The following is an 18,908-nucleotide window of genomic DNA, read 5'->3' as shown; positions in this document are numbered from 1 at the left end:
CGCGCCATGGCCTCACAGCCAGCGCTTGCGCCGCTTGAAGCTCTTCAGGTTCTTGAAGCTCTTGCGCTGGTCGCCGGCGCCTCCGAGGTAGAACTCCTTGACGTCCTCGTTGTCGCGCAGCTCGTCGGCCGAGCCGTCGAGCACCACCTTGCCCTGTTCCATGATGTAGCCGTGGCTCGCGACCGAAAGCGCGGCGCGCGCGTTCTGCTCGACCAAGAGGATCGTGACGCCGAGATCGCGGTTGATCTCCTTGATGATCGCGAACACTTCCTTGACGAGCAGCGGTGACAGCCCCATCGACGGCTCGTCCATCAGGATCATCTTCGGGCGCGCCATCAGCGCGCGGCCGATCGCGAGCATCTGCTGCTCGCCGCCGGAGAGATAGCCGGCAAGCCCGGTGCGCTCCTTCAGGCGCGGGAAATATTTGAACACCATGTCGATGTCGGCCGAGACCTCGCCGTCGCGCCGGGTGAAGGCGCCGAGCCGCAGATTCTCCAGTGACGTCATGTCGGCGACGATGCGGCGGCCTTCCATCACCTGGAAGATGCCGCGGCGGACGATCTTGTCCGGATCGATGCCGTTGATGCGCTGGCCCTCGAACAGGATCTCGCCGCGGGTGACCTCACCGTCCTCGGTCTTGAGCAGGCCGGAGATCGCCTTCAGCGTGGTCGACTTGCCCGCGCCATTGGCGCCGAGCAGCGCCACGATCGCGCCCTTCGGCACCTCGAGGCTGAGGCCGCGCAGCACCAGGATGACGTCGTCATAGACGACCTCGATGTTGTTGACGCTGAGCAGCGGCGGCGGTGGCACTGCCGTCGGCCCCGGGCGGGTGGCTTCGAGGGTTTCGTTCATGGTCTCGATCACTCTCCACTGTCGTCACCCGCGAAGGCGGGTGACCCAGTATTCCAGAGACGCCGGCGATCAAAACGTGAGAGCGCGGCGACCTGGATCCCCCGCCTTCGCGGGGGGATGACGGTTGTTGTAGAGGCTGCACTGGTGGCAGCCTCACCACGTCACCACCCAAACCATTCCGGCTTGCGCGGCAGTTCGATGGTCTTCACCTTCTCGAGCTTGATCGTGCCCTTGCCCATCAGGTCGTTGATGTCGCCGTCGGTCGCGCCCGACACCTTCGAGCGATAGAGATCGACCTTCGTCGTCGGGCGGTGATCCTTCTCGGTCCAGGTCGACGGGTTGCAGACCCCCTCCATCCCGGCCGGCACCCAGTCCTTCTTCTGGTAGAAGCCCTTGGCGACGTTCTCGCCGGTGGCGCCGCCATTCTTGGCGGCCCAGTCGAGCGCTTCCTTCAGATAGAGCGCGCTGCACACCGCCGCGATGTAGTGCACCGGGCGATAGACCTTGCCGGTGGGATCGGACATCTTGGAGATCTCCATCACCGTCTTCATGCCGGGCGCGTTGCCGCCCCAGCTCACCGCGGTGCGGAGCGGGAAGATGACGCCGTCGGCGGCATCGCCGGCGGTCTTGGCGGCGTTCTCGTCCATGCCCCAGACATTGCCCATGAACTGGACGTCGACGCCGGCGGTCTTGCAGGCCTTCAGCACCGAGATGTTGGAGGCGGCCGTGTTGCCGAGATAGGCGTAATTGGCGCCGGAGCTCTTCAGGCTCAGGCATTGCGCCGAGTAGTCGCCGGGCGACAGCGCGAACACCAGCGGCGGCAGCACCTCGAAGCCGAGCTCGGTGGCGAGCGCCTCGCCGGCCGCCTTCGGCGCGTTCGGATAGGGATGGTTGGCGCCCATGTGAACGAACTTCGGCTTGCCGGACTTGCCCTTGGCCTTCCAGTCCTCAGCGGCCCAGGTCAGCATCGCGCGCATCGAGTCCGAATAGCTCGGACCGTAGAAGAAATTGTACGGTGCGGGCTTGGCCTTGCCGCTGGTGCCTTCCGGATCGGTCAGTGCGGCGGCGTAGGAGCCTGAGATGTCGGGGATCTTGTCCTGCGCGAGGAAGCCGGTGAGGGCCTCGGTATCGGCGGTGCCCCAGCCCATGATCGCCGCGACCTTGCCGTCGGGCGCCGACCACTTCTTGTACAGCGCGATGGCGCGCGGCACCTGGTAGCCATAGTCGTTGCTGTCGACATTGAGCTGCTTGCCGCCGACGCCGCCGTTCTTGTTGACCCAGGCGAAGGTATCGGCGACGCCCTGGCCGTAGGGCGTGCCGACATCGGAGGTGCCGCCGGAGAGGTCCTGCAGATGGCCGATGGCGATCTGGGCCTGCGCGGTGGCGGCCGCGCTGCTGATCAGCAGCGCGAGGGAGACCGAGCTCAAAAGAGATCTAATCGTCATTTTGGTTTCCTCCTGCTTATTCGTTGAACCGAATTTTGAGTTGCGTTCCGTGCCTTGCGTCAGTGTGAGAACGGATAAAGCTTCCAGTAGGCCTTGATCTGCCGCCAGCGATGCGCGAGGCCATCAGGCTCGAACATCAAAAAGCCGATGATGATCAGGCCGATCGCGATCTCGCGCAGGAAGGTGATGTTGTTGTTGAGCTGCAGCGCCTTGTCGATGGCGCCGCCCTTCAGCCACGCGCTCAGCCATTCCATCGATTCAGGCAGCAGCACCACGAAGGCCGTGCCCATCAGCGTGCCCATCACCGAGCCGGTGCCGCCGATGATGACCATGGCGAGGAACAGCACCGAGCGCTCGATGCCAAAACCTTCCTGGGAGACCACCAGCTGATAATGCGCGTAGAGCGCGCCGGCGATGCCGGCAAAGAAGGCGGCAAGTCCGAACGACAGCGTCCGGTACTTGGTCAGGTTGATGCCCATGATCTCGGCGGAGAGATAATGGTCGCGGATCGCGACCAGCGCGCGGCCGTCGCGGGTGCGCATCAGATTGGTGACCAGCAGGTAGCTGATCACCATGTAGGCGAGCACGACGTAGAAATACTGCCGGTCGCCGCGCAGCGTGTAGCCGAAGATCGAGAACGGGTTGGCGCTTGCCGGCACCGAGCCGCCCGAGAACCAGTCGGCGCGCGAGAAGAAATCGAGCAGGATGTACTGCGCGGCAAGCGTTGCGATGACGAGATAGAGCCCCTTCAGCCGCGCCGCCGGTACGCCAAAGATCAGGCCGACCAGCGCGGTGACCACGCCGGCGAGGGGGATGGCGAAGAACACCGGGATCGGCAGATTGTTGGAGATGTAGGCCGAGGTGAAGGCGCCGAACAGGAAGAACGCGGCGTGGCCGATCGAGATCTGGCCGGTGAAGCCGACCAGGACGTTGAGGCCGAGGGCTGCGATCGCGAAGATGCCGATCTGGATCGAGACGCTGAGCCAGTAATTGGTCAGCACCATCGGTGCAAGGCAGGCGAGCAGGATGCCGGCGATCGCGAAGTTGCGGCTGGTTGCGGTCGGGAAGATCGTGGTGTCGGCCGCGTAGCTGGTGCGGAAATCGCCCGAAGGAATGAGAGTGCTTGTTGCCATTGATCAGACCCGCTCGATGTCCTTGGTGCCGAACAGCCCATAGGGCTTGATCATCAGGATGATGATCAGGACGTAGAACGGCGCGATTTCGTAGAGATTGCCCCAGTGCAGATACTCGCTGTCGACATACTGGGCGACGTTTTCCAGCAGCCCGATGATGATGCCGCCGAGCACGGCGCCGCCGACCGAGTCGAGTCCGCCCAGGATCGCGGCCGGAAACACCTTGATGCCATAGGCCGAGAGGCCGGACGACACGCCGTTCACGACCGCAACCACGACCCCGGCAACCGCCGAGACGGTAGCCGAAATCGCCCACGCCATCGCGAACACGTTCTTCACGGAAATGCCGAGCGACTGCGCGACCTGCTGGTTGAAGGCAGTGGCGCGCATCGCAAGGCCGTATTTGGAGGCGCGGAAGAACCAGGCCATGCCGACCATCATGGCGAGCGAGACCACGAGGCTCATGAGATAGACGGTCTGGATCTGCAGCCCGAACAGGCTGACCGACTGGCTCTCGAACACCCGCGGGAACGGTTGCGGGTTGACACCGAAGATCCATTTCAGCGCGGCCTGGAACACGGTCGAGAGGCCGATCGTCACCATGATCACGGAGATGATCGGTTCGCCGATCATCGGCCGCAGGATCACGACCTGGATCGCGATGCCGAAGATGAACATGAACACCAGCGTGATCGGCATCCCGACCCAGAAGGGCACCTGGTACTTGGTCAGCAGCGCCCAGCACACCCAGGCGCCGACCAGCAGCAATTCGCCCTGTGCGAAGTTGACAACCTGCGTCGCCTTGTAGATCAGCACGAACGACATCGCGACCACGCCATAAAGCGTGCCGACCACGAGGCCGTTGACGATCAGCTGGATCAGGAACTGGGTGTTCATGGGGTGTGGTAGCTCCGGACGGCGGCGCTAGTACCCTCTCCCCTTGTGGGAGAGGATGGCTTCGCGAAAAGCCGGGTGAGGGGTTGTCTCCGCATCGGGATCGTGGAGAGAAAACCCCTCACCGAAGCGAGTTTGTGTCTACCGGGAGCGTAGCCCTCTCCCACAAGGGGAGAGGGCGCAGTTACTGCGATCTCACTGTATTGCCCAAAGTTCATTCCGCGGCCTCCGCGGTCACGGCGCGGCCGAGATCGACGACCTCGAGCGTGGTGCGCACGCGCTGTGTCGTGCCGTCCTGGAAGCGGATCACGGTATCGACCGGGATTTTGGCCGTGCCGCGGTAGATCGCATCGATGATGTCGGCGTATTTCTCGTTGATGACGCCGCGGCGGACTTTTCGGGTGCGGGTCAGCTCGCCGTCGTCGGCATCGAGCTCCTTGTAGAGCAATAGAAAGCGCGAGATGCGCTGCGCCGGCGGCAGAGTGGCGTTGACCGTCTCGACCTCTTTCCTCAGCAGCGCATAGACCTCCGGACGCGAGGACAGGTCGGTATAGGTCGTGAACGAGAGCCGGCTCTTCTCCGCCCATTTCGAGATGATCGAGTAGCGGATGCAGATCATCGCGGCGAGCGCGTCGCGGCCGGCGCCGAGCACGACGGCCTCGGCGACATAGGGCGAGAATTTCAGCTTGTTCTCGATATATTGCGGCGAGAAGCGCTCGCCGCGCGAGGTCTCGGCGAGATCCTTGATGCGGTCGATCACGACGAGCTGCTGGTTGTCGTTGTAGTAGCCGGCATCGCCGGAATGCATCCAGCCGTCCTTGATGTCGGCGACCGATGCTTCCGGATTCTTGTAGTAGCCGAGGAACATGTTGGGGTGGCGCACCACGATCTCGCCGACGCCGTTGACGTCGGGGTTGTCGACCCGGATCTCGACGCTGTCGGCCATCGGAATGCCGGTGGTATCGGGATCGACCTTGCCTTCGGGGTGCAGCGTGTAGGCGCCGAGCAGCTCGGTCTGGCCGTAGAGCGTGCGCAGCGGCACGCCCATCGCCTGGAAGAACTTGAAAGTATCCGGTCCGAGTGCGGCGCCACCGGTTGCCGCCGAGCGCAGCCGCGTGAAGCCGAGCCGGTCGCGCAGCGCGCGGAACAGGATCTGGTCGGCGAGCACCGAATGCTTGCCCTCGGCGAGCGCGGCAAGCCCGGTCTTCATGCCGAGATCGTAGAGCCGCTGCTTGAACGGCGAGGCGTCCATCACCCCGGCGCGGACGTCGGCCGCGATTGATTCCCATACCCGCGGCGCGAACAGCACGAAGGTCGGTGCGATCTCGCGGAAGTCGTTCATCATGGTGTCGGGCTCTTCGACGAAGTTGACCTTCATCCGGCAGAGCAGCCCTTTGCCGAGCACGTACACCTGCTCCATGATCCAGGGCAGCGGCAGCACCGAGACATACTCGTCGTCCGGCCCCTTCGGGTCGAAGGCGAGATAGGTCGCGCAGTGCCGCAGCACGCGGCCCGCCGCGAGCATTGCGAGCTTTGGGTTCGCCGTCGTGCCCGAGGTCGTGCAGAGGATCGCGACGTCCTCGCCTTTGGTTTCGTCGACCAGCCTGTCGTACAGAGCGGGCTCACGTGCCGCGCGGTCGCGGCCGAGCGCAACCAGCTTGCTCGCCTCCATCAGCCGCGGATCGTCGTATTTCCGCATGCCGCGCGGGTCGGAATAGACGATGTGCTTGAGGTGAGGCACGCGGTCGGCGAGCGTGAGCAGCTTGTCGACCTGCTCCTCGTCCTCGGCGAACACCAGCTTGGCTTCGCCGTAGCTCAACAGATAGGCGGCTTCCTCGTCGAGCACGTCGCGATAGAGGCCGAGGCTCATCGCGCCGATGGCGTGGCTGGCGATCTCGGCGGCGACCCAGTCCGGCCGGTTGTCGCCGATGATGCCGATCACGTCGCCGCGGCCGAGCCCGAGCTCGACCATGCCGAGCGCGAAATCATGGGTGCGCGTCTGGTAATCGTTCCAGGTGAATTCGCGCCACAGCCCGAGATCCTTCTCGCGCAGCGCGATCTCGTTGCCGTGCTCTTTTGCGTTCAGCCGCAGCAGCTTTGGATAGGTGTCGGCCTGCGCGGCGCGTCCGGCATAGTCCATCATGCCGCGCTCTCCCGCACCGCCGGCTTGTCGTCGGGATCGACCAGCGCCTCGTCCTCTTCGCCGAGATAGGCGCGCTTGACATGGGGATCGGCGAGCACGGCGGCCGGATCGCCCTCGGCGATCTTGCGGCCGAAATCCAGCACCATGACGCGGTGGGAGATGTCCATCACGACGCCCATGTCGTGCTCGATCATCATCACGGTCATGCCGAACTCTTCGTTGAGATCGACAATGTAGCGCGCCATGTCCTCCTTCTCTTCGAAATTCATGCCGGCCATCGGCTCGTCGAGCAGGATCAGTTGCGGTTCCAGCGCCATCGCGCGGGCGAGCTCGACGCGCTTGCGCAGTCCGTAGGGCAGGGTGCCGGCGGTCGCCTTGCGCACCGATTGCAGGTCGAGGAAGTCGATGATCTCCTCGACCTTGCGGCGGTGCTCCAGCTCCTCGCGGCGCGCGCCGGTCAGCCAGTACAGCGATCCGGTGATGAAGTTGTTCTTCAAGAGGTGATGGCGGCCGACCATGATGTTGTCGAGCACGCTCATGTGGTGGAACAGCGCGAGATTCTGGAAGGTCCGGCCGATGCCGAGGCGGGGCCGCGCGTTCGGGGTGAGGCCGGTGATATCCTTGCCGCCATAAAAGAGCTGGCCTTCGGTCGGCTTATAACGGCCGGAAATGCAGTTAACGATCGAGGTCTTGCCGGCGCCGTTCGGGCCGATGATCGAGAACAGTTCGCCCTGATTCACGCCGAAGCTCACTTCGGTCAGCGCGCGGACGCCGCCAAAGCGCAATGAGACCCCGCGCACCTCGAGACTGTAAGACACCCTGTTCCCTCCAGATACAGGCGCTTTGGCGCGCTCTTGATCTTTCGCTCCGATCTTATATGGGCCGCCGAAGGGAGACCATCCGACTAATGATGCCGGCGTTCGGGAGCATTGCCCCGATCGCCTGCGCCATGCGCGGTAACGCCGCACCCGCCTGCAAGCCCGGTCTCGCATCATCCGCCGTCAGCGATCCACCAAGGTGCTGCGCGGCGTTACGCGAGGTGGCTCTGAATACGAGAAAGCGATAGGTTGAATTGTCATGTGCCCGACAATTGGTCAGGAATTTTCGCTGGCATTCCAGGCGTCGGGCTGCTGGCTTCGCACACGGCGTTGCTGCAGTGCAATATCGTGTCAGTATCTTGGGGTGGGATGCCGTCGCTAGAATGATTGCTGCTGATTACTTAGGGCGCATCGCGGCCTGGTCGCGCGAACTGAGCGAGCAAGAAATCGAAATCGCGCGCGCCGGCATTTCCGAGAAGTCCTACCGCGCCAACGAATTCATCTTCATGCGCGGCGACAATTTCCAGTACTGGACCGGCATCGTCAGCGGGCTCGCGCGCATGGGCATCGTGTCGCGCGGCGGCAAGGCGGCGAGTTTCGCGGGCCTCACCGCCGGCGCGTGGTTCGGCGAGGGCACCGTGCTCAAGAACGAGCCGCGGCGCTACGACGTGGTCGCGCTGCGCGACACGCGGCTGGCGATGATGGATCGCCGGACCTTCGTCTGGCTGTTCGAGAACAGCGTCGGGTTCAACCGTTTCCTGGTGGGATCGCTCAACGAACGGCTCGGCCAGTTCATTGCGCTGCTCGAATACGGTCGCACGCTGGATGCGACGGCGCGGCTGGCGCGCTCGATCGCCTCGCTGTTCAACCCGATCCTCTACCCCGACCTCACCCTGCACCTGGAGATCACCCAGGAGGAGATTGGGGCGCTGTCGGGAATCTCGCGGCAGAATGCCAACCAGTGCCTGAAGCGACTCGAGCGCGAGGGGCTGCTGCGGCTCGAATATGGCGGGGTGACCATCATCAACCTCGACCGGCTCCGCCACTACGGCGAGTGACGGGCATCGGGCCGTATTTGGCAATTTTCGGAGGCTCTAAAGTCCTGATTTCACACGATTAAGCCATTAGACTTGGCGAAGGCCGGATGCTACAGACCGGCCTCGTCGGGATCGCGCGGTCTCGCGCTCTCTGGAGATGACATGGCGGCTCAGGATTCAAAGCGGCGCGTGGCGCTGATCACCGGCGTGACCGGGCAGGACGGCGCGTATCTCGCCGAATATCTGCTTGGCCTCGGCTACACCGTGCACGGGATCAAGCGCCGGTCGTCCTCGTTCAACACCGCGCGGGTCGACCATCTCTACCAGGACCCGCATGCCGGCAACGTGCCGTTCCTGATGCACTACGGCGACATGACGGATTCGACCAATCTGATTCGGCTGATGCAGCAGATCCGGCCGACCGAGATCTACAACCTCGCCGCCCAGAGCCACGTCCAGGTCAGCTTCGAGAGCCCGGAATATACTGCGAACGCGGACGCCATCGGCGTGCTGCGCCTGCTGGAGGCGATCCGCATCCTTGGCATGGAAAAGGAGACGCGGTTCTACCAGGCCTCGACCTCGGAGCTTTACGGGCTCGTGCAGGAGGTGCCGCAGAAGGAGACCACGCCGTTCTATCCGCGCTCGCCCTATGGCGTCGCCAAGCTCTACGGCTACTGGATCACGGTGAACTACCGTGAGGCCTATGGCATGTTCGCCAGCAACGGCATCCTGTTCAACCATGAGAGCCCGATCCGCGGCGAGACCTTCGTGACGCGCAAGATCACGCGCGCCGTCGCCCGCATCGAGGTCGGCCTCGAGAGCAAGCTCTATCTCGGCAATCTCGATGCCAAGCGCGACTGGGGCCATGCCCGCGACTATGTCGAGGGCATGCACAAAATCCTGCAGGCCGACGGGCCTGATGATTTCGTGCTCGCGACCGGCGAGACGCGCTCGGTCCGCGAGTTCGTCGAACTGGCGTTTGCGGAGGTCGGCCGCAGCATCGAATGGCGCGGCAAGGGCGTCGACGAGGTCGGCGTCGACAAGGCGTCGGGCAAGACCCTGTTGCAGATCGACCCGACCTATTTCCGTCCGACCGAGGTCGATCTCCTGATCGGCGACGCCAGCAAGGCACGCGCCAAGCTCGGCTGGGCCCCGAAGACGCCATTCGCGCGGCTGGTGCAGGAGATGGTCGCCAGCGATCTCGCTGAGGCCAGGCAGGACGCGGGCAATGGCAAGCACGTTTGAACTGAAGGGCAAGACGGTTTTCGTTGCCGGCCATCGCGGCATGGTCGGCTCGGCGCTGATGCGCCGGCTAGCGCGCGAACAGGCCGATCTGCTGACGGTGTCGCGCAGCGAGGTCGATTTGCGCGACCAGGCCGCGGTGAGCGCCTGGTTTGCCGCGAAGCGGCCGCAGGCCGTGTTCCTCGCCGCCGCCAAGGTCGGCGGCATCGTCGCCAACAACACGCTGCGGGCCGAATTCCTCTACGACAATCTCGCGATCTCGACCAATGTGCTCCAGGCCGCCCATGCCAATGGATGCGAGAAGCTGATGTTCTTCGGCTCGTCCTGCATCTATCCGCGCCTGGCGCCGCAGCCGCTGCGCGAGGATTCGATGCTGACCGGCCCGCTGGAGCCGACCAACGAGCCCTATGCCATCGCCAAGATCGCCGGGATCAAGATGGCCGAAGCCTATCGCAGCCAGTATGGCTCAGATTTCATCAGCGTGATGCCGACCAATCTCTACGGTCCCGGCGACAATTATCATCCCGAATACAGCCACGTCGTCGCCGCTCTGATCCGCCGCTTCCACGAGGCCAAGGTCTCGGGCGCCAGCAATGTCGTGGTGTGGGGCACCGGCACGCCGCGCCGCGAATTCCTCTATGTCGACGATCTCGCCGACGCCTGCATCCATCTGATGAAGACCTATTCCTCGCCGGACCTGGTCAATATCGGCACCGGCGAGGACATCACCATCGCCGAGTTCGCCCGCGTCGTTGCCGCCACTGTCGGCTATCGCGGCGAGATCGGCTTCGACACCTCGCGCCCGGACGGCACGCCGCGCAAGCTGCTCGACGTCAGCCGTCTGGCCAAGCTCGGCTGGCGCGCCACCACCTCGCTCGAGGATGGCATCAAGCTCGCCTATCAGGCCTTCCTGCGCGAGACGAAGTGACGCGGTGATCCTCCCGCCCTCCGACTGAGAATATCTGTCGGCTTGGCGACGCCGCGGATAGGATGCGCGTACCCGAGCGGCCGCAAGAGCCGCCAGTGCGTCGGAGGAGGCATCATGAAAATTCTGCGCCGCCAATTCCTGCACCTTGCAGCCGGTACGGCTGCGCTTCCGCTCACATTTGGCAACGCGCGTGCCCAGGCCTATCCGGCGCGGCCGGTTCGCCTCGTGATCGGCTACACTCCTGGCGGTTCGGCAGACCTCACGGCGCGCCTGATGGGGCAGTGGCTGTCGGAAAAGCTCGGGCAATCCTTCATTATCGAGAACCGGCCGGGCGGCGGCACCAACATCGCCACGGAGGCGGCGCTGCGCGCGGCGCCCGACGGCTACACGCTGCTGCTGGTCGCGCCGGCAAATGCGATCAACGCGACGCTCTACGAAAAACTGCCCTTCGATTTCATGCGCGAGATGGAGCCGATCGCGGGCATCATTCGCTTTCCCAACGTTGTGGTGGTGCACCCCTCGCTGCCGATCAAGTCGATTCCCGAATTGATCGCCTATGCAAAGGCCAATCCCGGCAAGCTCAACATGGCGTCGTCAGGCAACGGTTCGACGATCCACATGTCGGGCGAACTGTTCAAGATGCTCACCGGCATCAAGATGCAGCACGTGCCCTACCGGGGTGGCGCGCCGGCGATAACCGACATGCTCTCCGGCGTGATGCAGGTGATGTTCGACAATCTTCCGACCTGTGCCGAGCACGTCAAATCCGGCAAGCTGCGCGGACTTGCCGTGACCAGCACGACCCGTTCGGACGTGCTTCCGGATCTGCCGCCGGTCGCCGACTTCCTGCCGGGCTACGAGGCGAGCGCCTGGTACGGCCTCGCGGCGCCGAAGAACACGCCGCCCGAAATCGTCGACAAGCTCAACAGGGCGGTCAATGAAATCCTCGCCGATCCGAAGGCGAAGGCGCGGTTCACCGAGCTCGGCGCGATGATGCTGCCGGGCTCGGCTGCCGACTTCGGCAGACTGGTGGCGGACGAGACCGAGAAATGGGGCAAGGTGGTCAAGTTCGCCGGCGCCAAGGTGGATTAGCTTCGCGCCGCCGCGCGCGGCGGATTTTTTGAAAGCGCTGCCGCCATTGCCGATATCAACGGCCGCATGAAGAAGGCGTCTTCGGCCGGGTAGATGTCGGTGCGCAGGCCTTGGGACTTGAGTTCATCCGATACCGCCGGTCCGACGGAAGCGATCGGGGTACGCGCGAGCCCGTCGCGTAACCTGTCCTCGCAACCGCGCGCCCGTGCCACCTCGACGAGGCGGCGGACCTGGCCGAGATTGGTCAGCGCGATCGCATCGATGCGGCCCTGCGCCATCTCTTCGATCGCGGTGACGATGTTGGTGTCGGCGGCTTGCGCATCGTAGACATAGGGCAGCACCGTATCGATCTCGGCGCCACGTGCCTTGATCGCGCCGATCAGGGTGGCGTGGTCCTTGTCCGGATAAAGCTGCAGGCCGAGCCGATGGCCGGTCAGGTCGAGCTTTGCCAGCATCTCGGCGACGCCTTCCGAGGTCGGCTTCTCCGTCGTCATTTGCGGCTCCAGGGCGATCTCGCGCAGCGCGCGGCCGGGCTTGGGGCCGCGGGCGAATTTGCGCGTTTTGCCGAGGCTGCCGACAAACTCCGCCTCGACCCCGATCCGGCGCACGACCTTCATCAGGCGGCGCAGGCCCTCACCGGTCATCAGCACGACGTCGTCGAGCGGGCGTTCGATGGCGCGGCGAATCCAGGCCTCGATCGGCGCCGGATCAGGCGCATCATGGATGGTGAACATCGGGCATTGCAGCACGTCGGCGCCCTGTTCGGCGAGCAGGCGGGAAAACTGCGCCTCCTCGCGGGTCTCGAGGATCAGGATGCGGTAGCCGTTCAGCCGGTCAGCCATGATGGTCCCTAACAACATTGTCGTCATTTGTTCGATTTGACCCCCGCGCCGGGATTGGCGCAAGGCCGCCCGCGGTGTAGACGAGGGCCGAAAATTCCACCTACCTGCTCAAGCTTTGGTCAATTGGCATGCCCGACCATCAATTCGTTCTGACCCTGTCCTGTCCGGACCGTCCGGGGATCGTCTCGGCGGTCTCGACCTTCCTCGCGCATAATGGGCAGAACATCCTGGACGCCCAGCAGTTCGACGATATCGAGACCGGCAAGTTCTTCATGCGCGTGGTGTTCACCGCGGCCGATCTCGCGGTGGAGCTGGCTGCGCTGCAGACCGGCTTTGCCGCGATCGCCGAGCGTTTCGGCATGGAATGGCAGATGCGCGATCGCGCCAGCCGCCGCCGGGTGATGCTGCTGGTGTCCAAGTCCGATCATTGCCTGGTCGACATCCTCTATCGCTGGCGCACCGGCGAGCTCGAGATGATCCCGACCGCGATTGTCTCCAACCACCCGCGCGAGAGCTATGGTTCGCTCGATTTCGGCGACATCCCATTCCATCATCTGCCGGTGACCAAAGAGACCAAGCGGCAGCAGGAAGACGCGGTGTGGCAGCTGGCCCAGGACACCAACACCGACCTCGTGGTGCTGGCCCGCTACATGCAGATCCTGTCCGACGAGATGTCGGCGCGGCTGTCGGGCCGCTGCATCAACATCCATCATTCCTTCCTGCCCGGCTTCAAGGGCGCCAAGCCCTACCACCAGGCGCATGAGCGCGGCGTCAAGCTGATCGGCGCCACGGCGCATTACGTCACCAGCGATCTCGACGAGGGGCCGATCATCGACCAGGACGTCGAGCGCATCAGCCATCGCGACACGCCGGAGGATCTGGTGCGCAAGGGTCGCGATATCGAGCGCCGCGTGCTGGCGCGCGCGATCCGTTACCATCTGGCCGACCGTGTCATCCTCAACGGCCGCAAGACCGTGGTGTTCGTGGACTGATCCGCGGTTCACGTGGTGGCCGAACTCGACGGCCGCCGCGAAATCCTCAGGAGAGAGGACTCCCTCGACCGGAGCATCGGCTCAGTGGGGCGCGTCCTGCGTCGTCGCGGCCGGCTTGGCGTCGTCGCCACGCTCGGCCGCGGGTATCTGGCGCTTGCGTTCCCGCTCCTGCATGAACTTGTCGTATTCCGGGGTGCCCTGCCGCGGCGGCGCATCCGCGGGCAGGCCGCCGGCCCAGGCTGGAATGTAGTCGGCCATGCCGGACGAGAGCTTTTGGTTCACGGTGCTGCATCCCCCGAGCGCGCAGGCCGCGAGCGCGAGGGCAATCAGGACAGGGATGTGGCGCGTGACGATCGGCATGGGAGGCAGCATACAGCCCTGGTCTTTATGGATGATGATGTCGGGCGCGACCGTTCGGCTGCAATTGTGCTTGTTTGTTGACATCGCGGCTTTGTTTGTACGATCGTACAAATGAATCGAGCCCGCGAAGCCCTTGTGCGCGCGAGACCGGTTCTCGCGGGCATTGAATTTAGGGGAGCGGCTTTGGTATCCTGATACTGGTCTCGGCCGCGAGCCGGATCGCACCCCGCGCGACACACGTCCATCGTCCGATTGACAGAGAGCACGGGGAGACGCCTTGTCGCGTTGCGCCTTGGCCGTGACATGCTTGGGTTAAGGTAGGGCAAGGGCCGGGGGACTCGGCTCGACGCAGAAGAATGGAAGGGGGGAGGGACGTCGATGTTCAATCGTCGCAAATTGTTGCTGTGGGGCGCCGCTTCGGCCGTGCTTCCGGGATTGTGCGCCAGCGCGCCGGCGCGGGCGGACGACGCGGTCAAGATCGGCCTGATCCTGCCGATGACCGGCGGCCAGGCGTCGACCGGCAAGCAGATCGATAACGCGATCAAGCTCTACATGCAGCAGAAGGGCGACACCGTCGCCGGCAAGAAGATCGAGATCATCCTGAAGGACGACGCCGCGGTGCCCGACAACACCAAGCGGCTCGCGCAGGAGCTGATCGTCAACGACAAGGTCAGCTTCATCGCCGGCTTCGGCGTGACGCCCGCGGCGCTTGCCGCGGCGCCGCTGGCGACGCAGGCGAAGATCCCGGAAGTCGTGATGGCGGCCGGCACCTCCATTATCACCGAGCGCTCGCCCTATATCGTGCGCACCAGCTTCACGCTGGCGCAATCCTCCACCATCATCGGCGACTGGGCGGTCAAGAACGGAATCAAGAAGGTTGCGACGCTGACCTCGGATTATGCGCCAGGCAACGACGCGCTGACCTTCTTCAAGCAGCACTTCACCGCCGGCGGCGGCGAGGTCGTGGAAGAGGTCAAGGTCCCGCTCGCCAATCCTGACTTCGCGCCGTTCCTGCAGCGCATGAAGGATGCCAAGCCCGACGCGATGTTCGTGTTCGTGCCGGCGGGGCAGGGCGGCAATTTCATGAAGCAATATGCCGAGCGCGGGCTCGACAAGAGCGGCATCAAGGTGATCGGCCCCGGCGACGTGATGGACGACGATCTGCTCAACAATATGGGCGATGCCGCGCTCGGCGCGGTGACCGCGCATCTCTATTCGGCAGCCCATCCGTCAGCGATGAACAAGGACTTCGTCGCCGCCTACAAGAAGGCATACGGCAACCGGCCGGGCTTCATGGCGGTTAGCGGCTATGACGGCATCCATCTGATCTACGAGGCGCTGAAGAAGACCAATGGTGCAACCGACGGCGACAAGCTGATCGAGGCGATGAAGGGCATGAAGTGGGAGAGCCCGCGCGGCCCGATCTCGATCGATCCGGAAACCCGCGACATCGTGCAGAACATCTATATCCGCAAGGTCGAGAAGGTCGACGGCGAGCTCTACAACGTCGAGTTCGCAACCTTCGAGGCCGTCAAGGATTCCGGCAAGACGAAGAAGTGACGCCGTTATCGTCATTCCTAGCGCGTGCCCGTACTCCGTCATGCCCGGCAAAAACGCGAAGCGTGTCTTCACGCAGATGTGCCGGGCATCCACGTCTTTCCTGCCGGCGTGCGAGCAAGACGTGGATGGCCGGGACGAGCCCGGCCATGACGATCTATCCGACCTGCGCGACGTGGTGGCGTTCTTTCGGCTAGGCTGACCCGATGGCCTCTATCCTCACCAATCTGTTTGACGGCGTCGCCTACGGCATGTTGCTGTTCGTGCTCGCCTGCGGGCTGGCGGTGACGCTCGGGTTGATGAACTTCGTCAATCTCGCGCACGGCGCCTTCGCCATGGCCGGCGGCTATATCTGCGCCGTGCTGGTCAACAATTCCGGCTGGCCGTTCTTCGCAGGCCTGCCGCTCGCCTTTGTCGGAAGCGCAGTGATTGGCATCGCGCTGGAGCGCACGCTGTACCGCCATCTCTATGCCCGCAGCCATCTCGATCAGGTGCTGTTCTCGATCGGTCTCGTCTTCATGTCGGTCGCCGCGGTCGACTACATCATGGGATCGTCGCGGGTCTTCATCAAGCTGCCGGCGGCGCTGGAAGGCCAGATCGATCTGTTCGGAGTTGGCATCGGCCGCTACCGGCTGATGATCGTCGTGATCTGCGGCCTGCTCACGCTGGCGCTGCAGCTGATCCTCGCCAAGACGCGGTTCGGCAGCCGGCTGCGCGCCGCCGTCGACGATCCGCGCGCCGCGATCGGGCTCGGTATCAACGTGCCGCAGGTGTTCGCCTTCACCTTCGCCTTCGGCTGCGGCCTCGCCGGCCTTGGCGGCGCGCTGAGCGCGGAGATCCTCGGGCTCGATCCATACTTCCCGCTGAAATTCATGATCTACTTCCTGATCGTCGTGACCGTTGGTGGCTCCTCCTCGATCACCGGGCCGTTCCTGGCTTCGCTGCTGCTCGGCATCGCCGACGTCGCCGGCAAATATTACGTGCCCAAGGTCGGACCCTTCGTGATCTACACGGTGATGATCGTGATCCTGCTCTGGCGTCCCAACGGCCTGTTCGGCCGCACCGCGGCGCGGTGAGGCTGGCATGACCGCGCTGTCCGACGTCTCCACTCACGCGATGGCCAGCGCGCGCTGGCGGATCGGCGAGGTCGCGTTCTGGGTGCTGACGCTCGCCTGCGCCTTCCTGTTCCCGTCGCGCTACCTGATCATGACCGACATCGTGCGGCTTGGCCTGTTCGCGCTGTCGCTCGACCTGATCCTCGGTTACGCCGGCATCGTCTCGCTGGGCCATGCGGCCTTCTTCGGCGTCGGCGCCTATTCGGCCGGCTTGCTGGCGCTGCACGGCATCATCAACGAGCCCGTCATTGCGCTTGTTGTCGCTGGTCTTGTGGCCGCCGTGCTCGGCTTCCTGACCAGCTTCCTGGTCATCCGCGGCGTCGACCTGACGCGGCTGATGGTGACGCTCGGCATCGCGCTCTTGCTGGAAGCGCTCGCCGAACGCTTCTCCAACATCACCGGCGGCACCGACGGCCTGCAGGGCATCGAGATGCAGCCGATCCTCGGGCTGTTCACCTTCGACATGTTCGGCAAGACCGGGTTCTTCTACTCGCTGATCGTGCTGTTCATCCTGTTCCTGTTTGCCCGCCGCGTGGTGCATTCGCCGTTCGGCCTGTCGCTGCGCGCGATCAGGAATAATCCGCTGCGCGCGGCCGCGATCGGCGTGCCGGTCAACCGCCGCCTGATTGCGGTCTATACACTCGCCGGGTTCTATGCCGGCATCGCCGGCGCGCTGTTCACCCAGACCACGGCGCTCGCTTCGCTCGACGTGTTTTCCTTCGAGCGCTCCGCCGACCTGATGCTGGTGCTCGTGATCGGCGGCACCGGCTATCTCTATGGCGGGCTGATCGGCGCCGTCGTGTTCAAGATGCTGCAGGAGCTGTTTCAGACCATCACCCCGCAATACTGGCTGTTCTGGATCGGCCTCGTGCTGGTCGTGATCGTGCTGGTCGGCCGCGCGCGCATCCACCGCTGGGTGCTGTTCGTGCCGAACCTGATCGTCCGCCAGTTCGCCGGCCGCAAAGCCGCCGTCGCCGTGCCGGAGAGCGATGCGTCATGACGATCGCGCTGGAGACCCGCAGCCTGGAAAAATCCTTCGGCGGCCTTCGCGTCACCCGCGATCTCTCGCTGCAGGTGATGCAGGGCGCCCGCCACGCGCTGATCGGACCGAACGGCGCCGGCAAGACCACCGTCATCAATCAGCTCACCGGGGTGCTGACGCCGAACGGCGGACGCATCCTGCTCGAAGGCAGCGACATCACCGGCCTCTCCGTGCACAAGCGGGTGCTGCGCGGACTGTCGCGCACCTTCCAGATCAACCAGCTCTATGCCGACCTGACCCCGCTCGAGACCATCGGACTCGCCGTTTCTGAGCGAATGGGCCGCGGCGGCGACTGGTGGCGGCGGATGGGGACGCGGAGAGACGTCAACGCCGAGATCGCCGAGATATTGTCGCGGTTCCATCTGCTCGACGTGATGACCGAGCTCACCTCGACATTGCCCTATGGCAAGCAGCGGCTGCTCGAGATCGCGGTCGCCATCGCCGCGAAGCCGCGGGTGCTGCTGCTCGACGAGCCCGCGGCCGGCGTGCCCGAGAGCGAGCGCCACGATATCCTGGCGGCGGTGGTGGCACTGCCGCGCGACGTCACCGTACTGCTGATCGAGCACGACATGGACCTCGTGTTCTCGTTCGCCGACCGCATCTCGGTGCTGGTCAATGGCGGCCTGCTCACCGAGGGCGCGCCCGACGAGGTGGCGCGCGATCCGCAGGTCAGGGCGGTCTATCTCGGCGAGGCGGCCGATGCCTGACCTGCTCTCCATCAAGGGCCTGCGCGCCGGATATGGCGAGGCGGTGGTGCTGTCCGATATGTCGCTTTCGCTCGCCGAGGGCCAGGTGCTCGCGCTGCTTGGCCGCAACGGCACCGGCAAGACCACGCTGATCAATTCGATCGTCGGCATCGTCAGACGCTTTGGCGGCAGCGTCGCGCTCGCCGGCCGGGACATCACGGCGATGCGGCCCGACCAGCGCGCCCGCGCCGGGATCGGCTGGGTCCCGCAGGAGCGCAACATTTTCCGCTCGCTGACGGTGGAAGAGAACATGACCGCGGTGGCGCAGCCCGGGCCGTGGACGGTCGAGCGGGTGTACGAGATGTTTCCGCGGCTGAAGGAGCGGCGCGGCAATTTCGGCAACCAGCTGTCGGGCGGCGAGCAGCAGATGCTGGCGATCGGCCGCGCGCTGACCTTGAACCCGAAAGTGCTGCTGCTCGACGAGCCGACCGAAGGCCTCGCGCCGATCATCGTTGAGGAATTGTTAAAGGCGATCGGAACCATCACGCGGGCCGGCGGCATCTGTTCGATCATCGTCGAGCAGAATGCACAAAAGATTCTCGGGCTCGCCGACCGCGTTGTGATATTGGAACGCGGCATGATCGTGCACGATGCCACAAGCACTGCGCTGAAAGCCGATCCCTCCGTCCTCGAGCGCCACCTCGGCGTCTCCGGGGCCAAGGCACATTAG

At 64.5% G+C, this 18,908-nt stretch carries 18 protein-coding genes; 10 read left to right on the top strand and 8 right to left on the bottom strand.

The features are described 5' to 3' along the window. Positions 1–12: 12 nt before the first annotated feature. The 6 genes from WDM24_RS28760 to WDM24_RS28735 all read right to left on the bottom strand — a co-directional run bounded on the left by WDM24_RS28760 (position 13) and on the right by WDM24_RS28735 (position 7,285). Complete coding sequence (locus WDM24_RS28760) at positions 13–852, bottom strand: ABC transporter ATP-binding protein (protein ID WP_029084718.1); 840 nt, start codon at positions 850–852, stop codon at positions 13–15. Positions 853–1,013: 161 nt separating this feature from the next. Further along, on the bottom strand, positions 1,014–2,297 hold the full coding sequence (locus WDM24_RS28755) for an ABC transporter substrate-binding protein (protein WP_338828181.1): 1,284 nt from the start codon (positions 2,295–2,297) through the stop codon (positions 1,014–1,016). A gap of 59 nt (positions 2,298–2,356) precedes the next feature. Further along, positions 2,357–3,430, bottom strand: a complete 1,074-nt coding sequence (locus WDM24_RS28750; RefSeq protein WP_029084716.1) for a branched-chain amino acid ABC transporter permease — start codon at positions 3,428–3,430, stop codon at positions 2,357–2,359. 3 nt (positions 3,431–3,433) lie between these two features. After that, a complete protein-coding gene (locus tag WDM24_RS28745) occupies positions 3,434–4,327 on the bottom strand; it encodes a branched-chain amino acid ABC transporter permease (protein ID WP_166305751.1) in 894 nt (297 codons plus the stop codon). 211 nt (positions 4,328–4,538) lie between these two features. Beyond that, entirely contained in the window at positions 4,539–6,467 is a 1,929-nt protein-coding gene (locus tag WDM24_RS28740; protein ID WP_338828180.1) for a long-chain fatty acid--CoA ligase, read from the bottom strand. After that, complete coding sequence (locus WDM24_RS28735) at positions 6,464–7,285, bottom strand: ABC transporter ATP-binding protein (protein WP_338828179.1); 822 nt, start codon at positions 7,283–7,285, stop codon at positions 6,464–6,466. Before WDM24_RS28735 ends, WDM24_RS28740 begins: the two co-directional genes overlap by 4 nt. 383 nt (positions 7,286–7,668) lie before the next feature. On the opposite strand from WDM24_RS28735, the gene WDM24_RS28730 reads away from it, so the two are divergent. The 4 genes from WDM24_RS28730 to WDM24_RS28715 all read left to right on the top strand — a co-directional run bounded on the left by WDM24_RS28730 (position 7,669) and on the right by WDM24_RS28715 (position 11,584). Continuing rightward, positions 7,669–8,343, top strand: a complete 675-nt coding sequence (locus WDM24_RS28730) for a Crp/Fnr family transcriptional regulator (RefSeq protein ID WP_338828178.1) — start codon at positions 7,669–7,671, stop codon at positions 8,341–8,343. Positions 8,344–8,484: 141 nt separating this feature from the next. After that, positions 8,485–9,567, top strand: coding sequence for a GDP-mannose 4,6-dehydratase (gene gmd, locus WDM24_RS28725; protein WP_338828177.1), 1,083 nt, complete (start codon positions 8,485–8,487; stop codon positions 9,565–9,567). Continuing rightward, positions 9,551–10,492 (top strand): GDP-L-fucose synthase, encoded by a 942-nt coding sequence (gene fcl / locus WDM24_RS28720; RefSeq protein ID WP_338690944.1) that lies wholly within the window; start codon positions 9,551–9,553, stop codon positions 10,490–10,492. The genes gmd and fcl overlap by 17 nt, the downstream gene beginning before the upstream one ends. 114 nt (positions 10,493–10,606) lie before the next feature. After that, positions 10,607–11,584: a tripartite tricarboxylate transporter substrate binding protein gene (locus WDM24_RS28715; protein ID WP_338828176.1), complete on the top strand. Its 978-nt coding sequence runs from the start codon at positions 10,607–10,609 to the stop codon at positions 11,582–11,584. Here WDM24_RS28715 and WDM24_RS28710 read toward each other — a convergent pair. After that, on the bottom strand, positions 11,581–12,426 hold the full coding sequence (locus WDM24_RS28710; RefSeq protein WP_338828175.1) for a uroporphyrinogen-III synthase: 846 nt from the start codon (positions 12,424–12,426) through the stop codon (positions 11,581–11,583). The two genes, WDM24_RS28715 and WDM24_RS28710, sit on opposite strands and share 4 nt — an antisense overlap. A 128-nt stretch (positions 12,427–12,554) precedes the next feature. Between WDM24_RS28710 and purU the strand changes: the two genes are divergently transcribed. Further along, a complete protein-coding gene (purU, locus tag WDM24_RS28705) occupies positions 12,555–13,418 on the top strand; it encodes a formyltetrahydrofolate deformylase (protein WP_166305769.1) in 864 nt (287 codons plus the stop codon). 81 nt (positions 13,419–13,499) lie between these two features. On the opposite strand, the gene WDM24_RS28700 is transcribed toward purU, so the two are convergent. Further along, entirely contained in the window at positions 13,500–13,778 is a 279-nt protein-coding gene (locus tag WDM24_RS28700) for a hypothetical protein (protein WP_338701453.1), read from the bottom strand. A gap of 378 nt (positions 13,779–14,156) precedes the next feature. Between WDM24_RS28700 and WDM24_RS28695 the strand changes: the two genes are divergently transcribed. The 5 genes from WDM24_RS28695 to WDM24_RS28675 all read left to right on the top strand — a co-directional run bounded on the left by WDM24_RS28695 (position 14,157) and on the right by WDM24_RS28675 (position 18,908). Continuing rightward, complete coding sequence (locus WDM24_RS28695; protein ID WP_166305775.1) at positions 14,157–15,338, top strand: ABC transporter substrate-binding protein; 1,182 nt, start codon at positions 14,157–14,159, stop codon at positions 15,336–15,338. A 203-nt stretch (positions 15,339–15,541) separates the two neighbouring features. Next, on the top strand, positions 15,542–16,411 hold the full coding sequence (locus tag WDM24_RS28690) for a branched-chain amino acid ABC transporter permease (protein WP_166207542.1): 870 nt from the start codon (positions 15,542–15,544) through the stop codon (positions 16,409–16,411). Positions 16,412–16,418: 7 nt separating this feature from the next. Then, a complete protein-coding gene (locus tag WDM24_RS28685; RefSeq protein ID WP_338828174.1) occupies positions 16,419–17,450 on the top strand; it encodes a branched-chain amino acid ABC transporter permease in 1,032 nt (343 codons plus the stop codon). After that, positions 17,447–18,199, top strand: coding sequence for an ABC transporter ATP-binding protein (locus tag WDM24_RS28680; RefSeq protein WP_338828173.1), 753 nt, complete (start codon positions 17,447–17,449; stop codon positions 18,197–18,199). The genes WDM24_RS28685 and WDM24_RS28680 overlap by 4 nt, the downstream gene beginning before the upstream one ends. Beyond that, on the top strand, positions 18,192–18,908 hold the full coding sequence (locus WDM24_RS28675) for an ABC transporter ATP-binding protein (RefSeq protein WP_166305784.1): 717 nt from the start codon (positions 18,192–18,194) through the stop codon (positions 18,906–18,908). Before WDM24_RS28680 ends, WDM24_RS28675 begins: the two co-directional genes overlap by 8 nt.

Origin of the sequence: Bradyrhizobium sp. 27S5 (genome assembly GCF_037217225.1) — a bacterium.
Taxonomy (GTDB): Bacteria; Pseudomonadota; Alphaproteobacteria; order Rhizobiales; family Xanthobacteraceae; genus Bradyrhizobium; species Bradyrhizobium septentrionale.
Note: the sequence above shows the minus strand (reverse complement) of the source record. Positions and strands in the feature narration are given on the sequence as shown.

What these genes read in the sequence shown, in the direction of transcription:
- WDM24_RS28760 (WP_029084718.1), bottom strand. Translation starts at nt 852, where the DNA reads ATGAACGAAACCCTCGAAGCCACCCGCCCGGGGCCGACGGCAGTGCCA.
- WDM24_RS28755 (WP_338828181.1), bottom strand. Translation starts at nt 2,297, where the DNA reads ATGACGATTAGATCTCTTTTGAGCTCGGTCTCCCTCGCGCTGCTGATC.
- WDM24_RS28750 (WP_029084716.1), bottom strand. Translation starts at nt 3,430, where the DNA reads ATGGCAACAAGCACTCTCATTCCTTCGGGCGATTTCCGCACCAGCTAC.
- WDM24_RS28745 (WP_166305751.1), bottom strand. Translation starts at nt 4,327, where the DNA reads ATGAACACCCAGTTCCTGATCCAGCTGATCGTCAACGGCCTCGTGGTC.
- WDM24_RS28740 (WP_338828180.1), bottom strand. Translation starts at nt 6,467, where the DNA reads ATGATGGACTATGCCGGACGCGCCGCGCAGGCCGACACCTATCCAAAG.
- WDM24_RS28730 (WP_338828178.1), top strand. Translation starts at nt 7,669, where the DNA reads ATGATTGCTGCTGATTACTTAGGGCGCATCGCGGCCTGGTCGCGCGAA.
- gmd (WP_338828177.1), top strand. Translation starts at nt 8,485, where the DNA reads ATGGCGGCTCAGGATTCAAAGCGGCGCGTGGCGCTGATCACCGGCGTG.
- fcl (WP_338690944.1), top strand. Translation starts at nt 9,551, where the DNA reads ATGGCAAGCACGTTTGAACTGAAGGGCAAGACGGTTTTCGTTGCCGGC.
- WDM24_RS28715 (WP_338828176.1), top strand. Translation starts at nt 10,607, where the DNA reads ATGAAAATTCTGCGCCGCCAATTCCTGCACCTTGCAGCCGGTACGGCT.
- WDM24_RS28710 (WP_338828175.1), bottom strand. Translation starts at nt 12,426, where the DNA reads ATGGCTGACCGGCTGAACGGCTACCGCATCCTGATCCTCGAGACCCGC.
- purU (WP_166305769.1), top strand. Translation starts at nt 12,555, where the DNA reads ATGCCCGACCATCAATTCGTTCTGACCCTGTCCTGTCCGGACCGTCCG.
- WDM24_RS28700 (WP_338701453.1), bottom strand. Translation starts at nt 13,778, where the DNA reads ATGCCGATCGTCACGCGCCACATCCCTGTCCTGATTGCCCTCGCGCTC.
- WDM24_RS28695 (WP_166305775.1), top strand. Translation starts at nt 14,157, where the DNA reads ATGTTCAATCGTCGCAAATTGTTGCTGTGGGGCGCCGCTTCGGCCGTG.
- WDM24_RS28690 (WP_166207542.1), top strand. Translation starts at nt 15,542, where the DNA reads ATGGCCTCTATCCTCACCAATCTGTTTGACGGCGTCGCCTACGGCATG.
- WDM24_RS28685 (WP_338828174.1), top strand. Translation starts at nt 16,419, where the DNA reads ATGACCGCGCTGTCCGACGTCTCCACTCACGCGATGGCCAGCGCGCGC.
- WDM24_RS28680 (WP_338828173.1), top strand. Translation starts at nt 17,447, where the DNA reads ATGACGATCGCGCTGGAGACCCGCAGCCTGGAAAAATCCTTCGGCGGC.
- WDM24_RS28675 (WP_166305784.1), top strand. Translation starts at nt 18,192, where the DNA reads ATGCCTGACCTGCTCTCCATCAAGGGCCTGCGCGCCGGATATGGCGAG.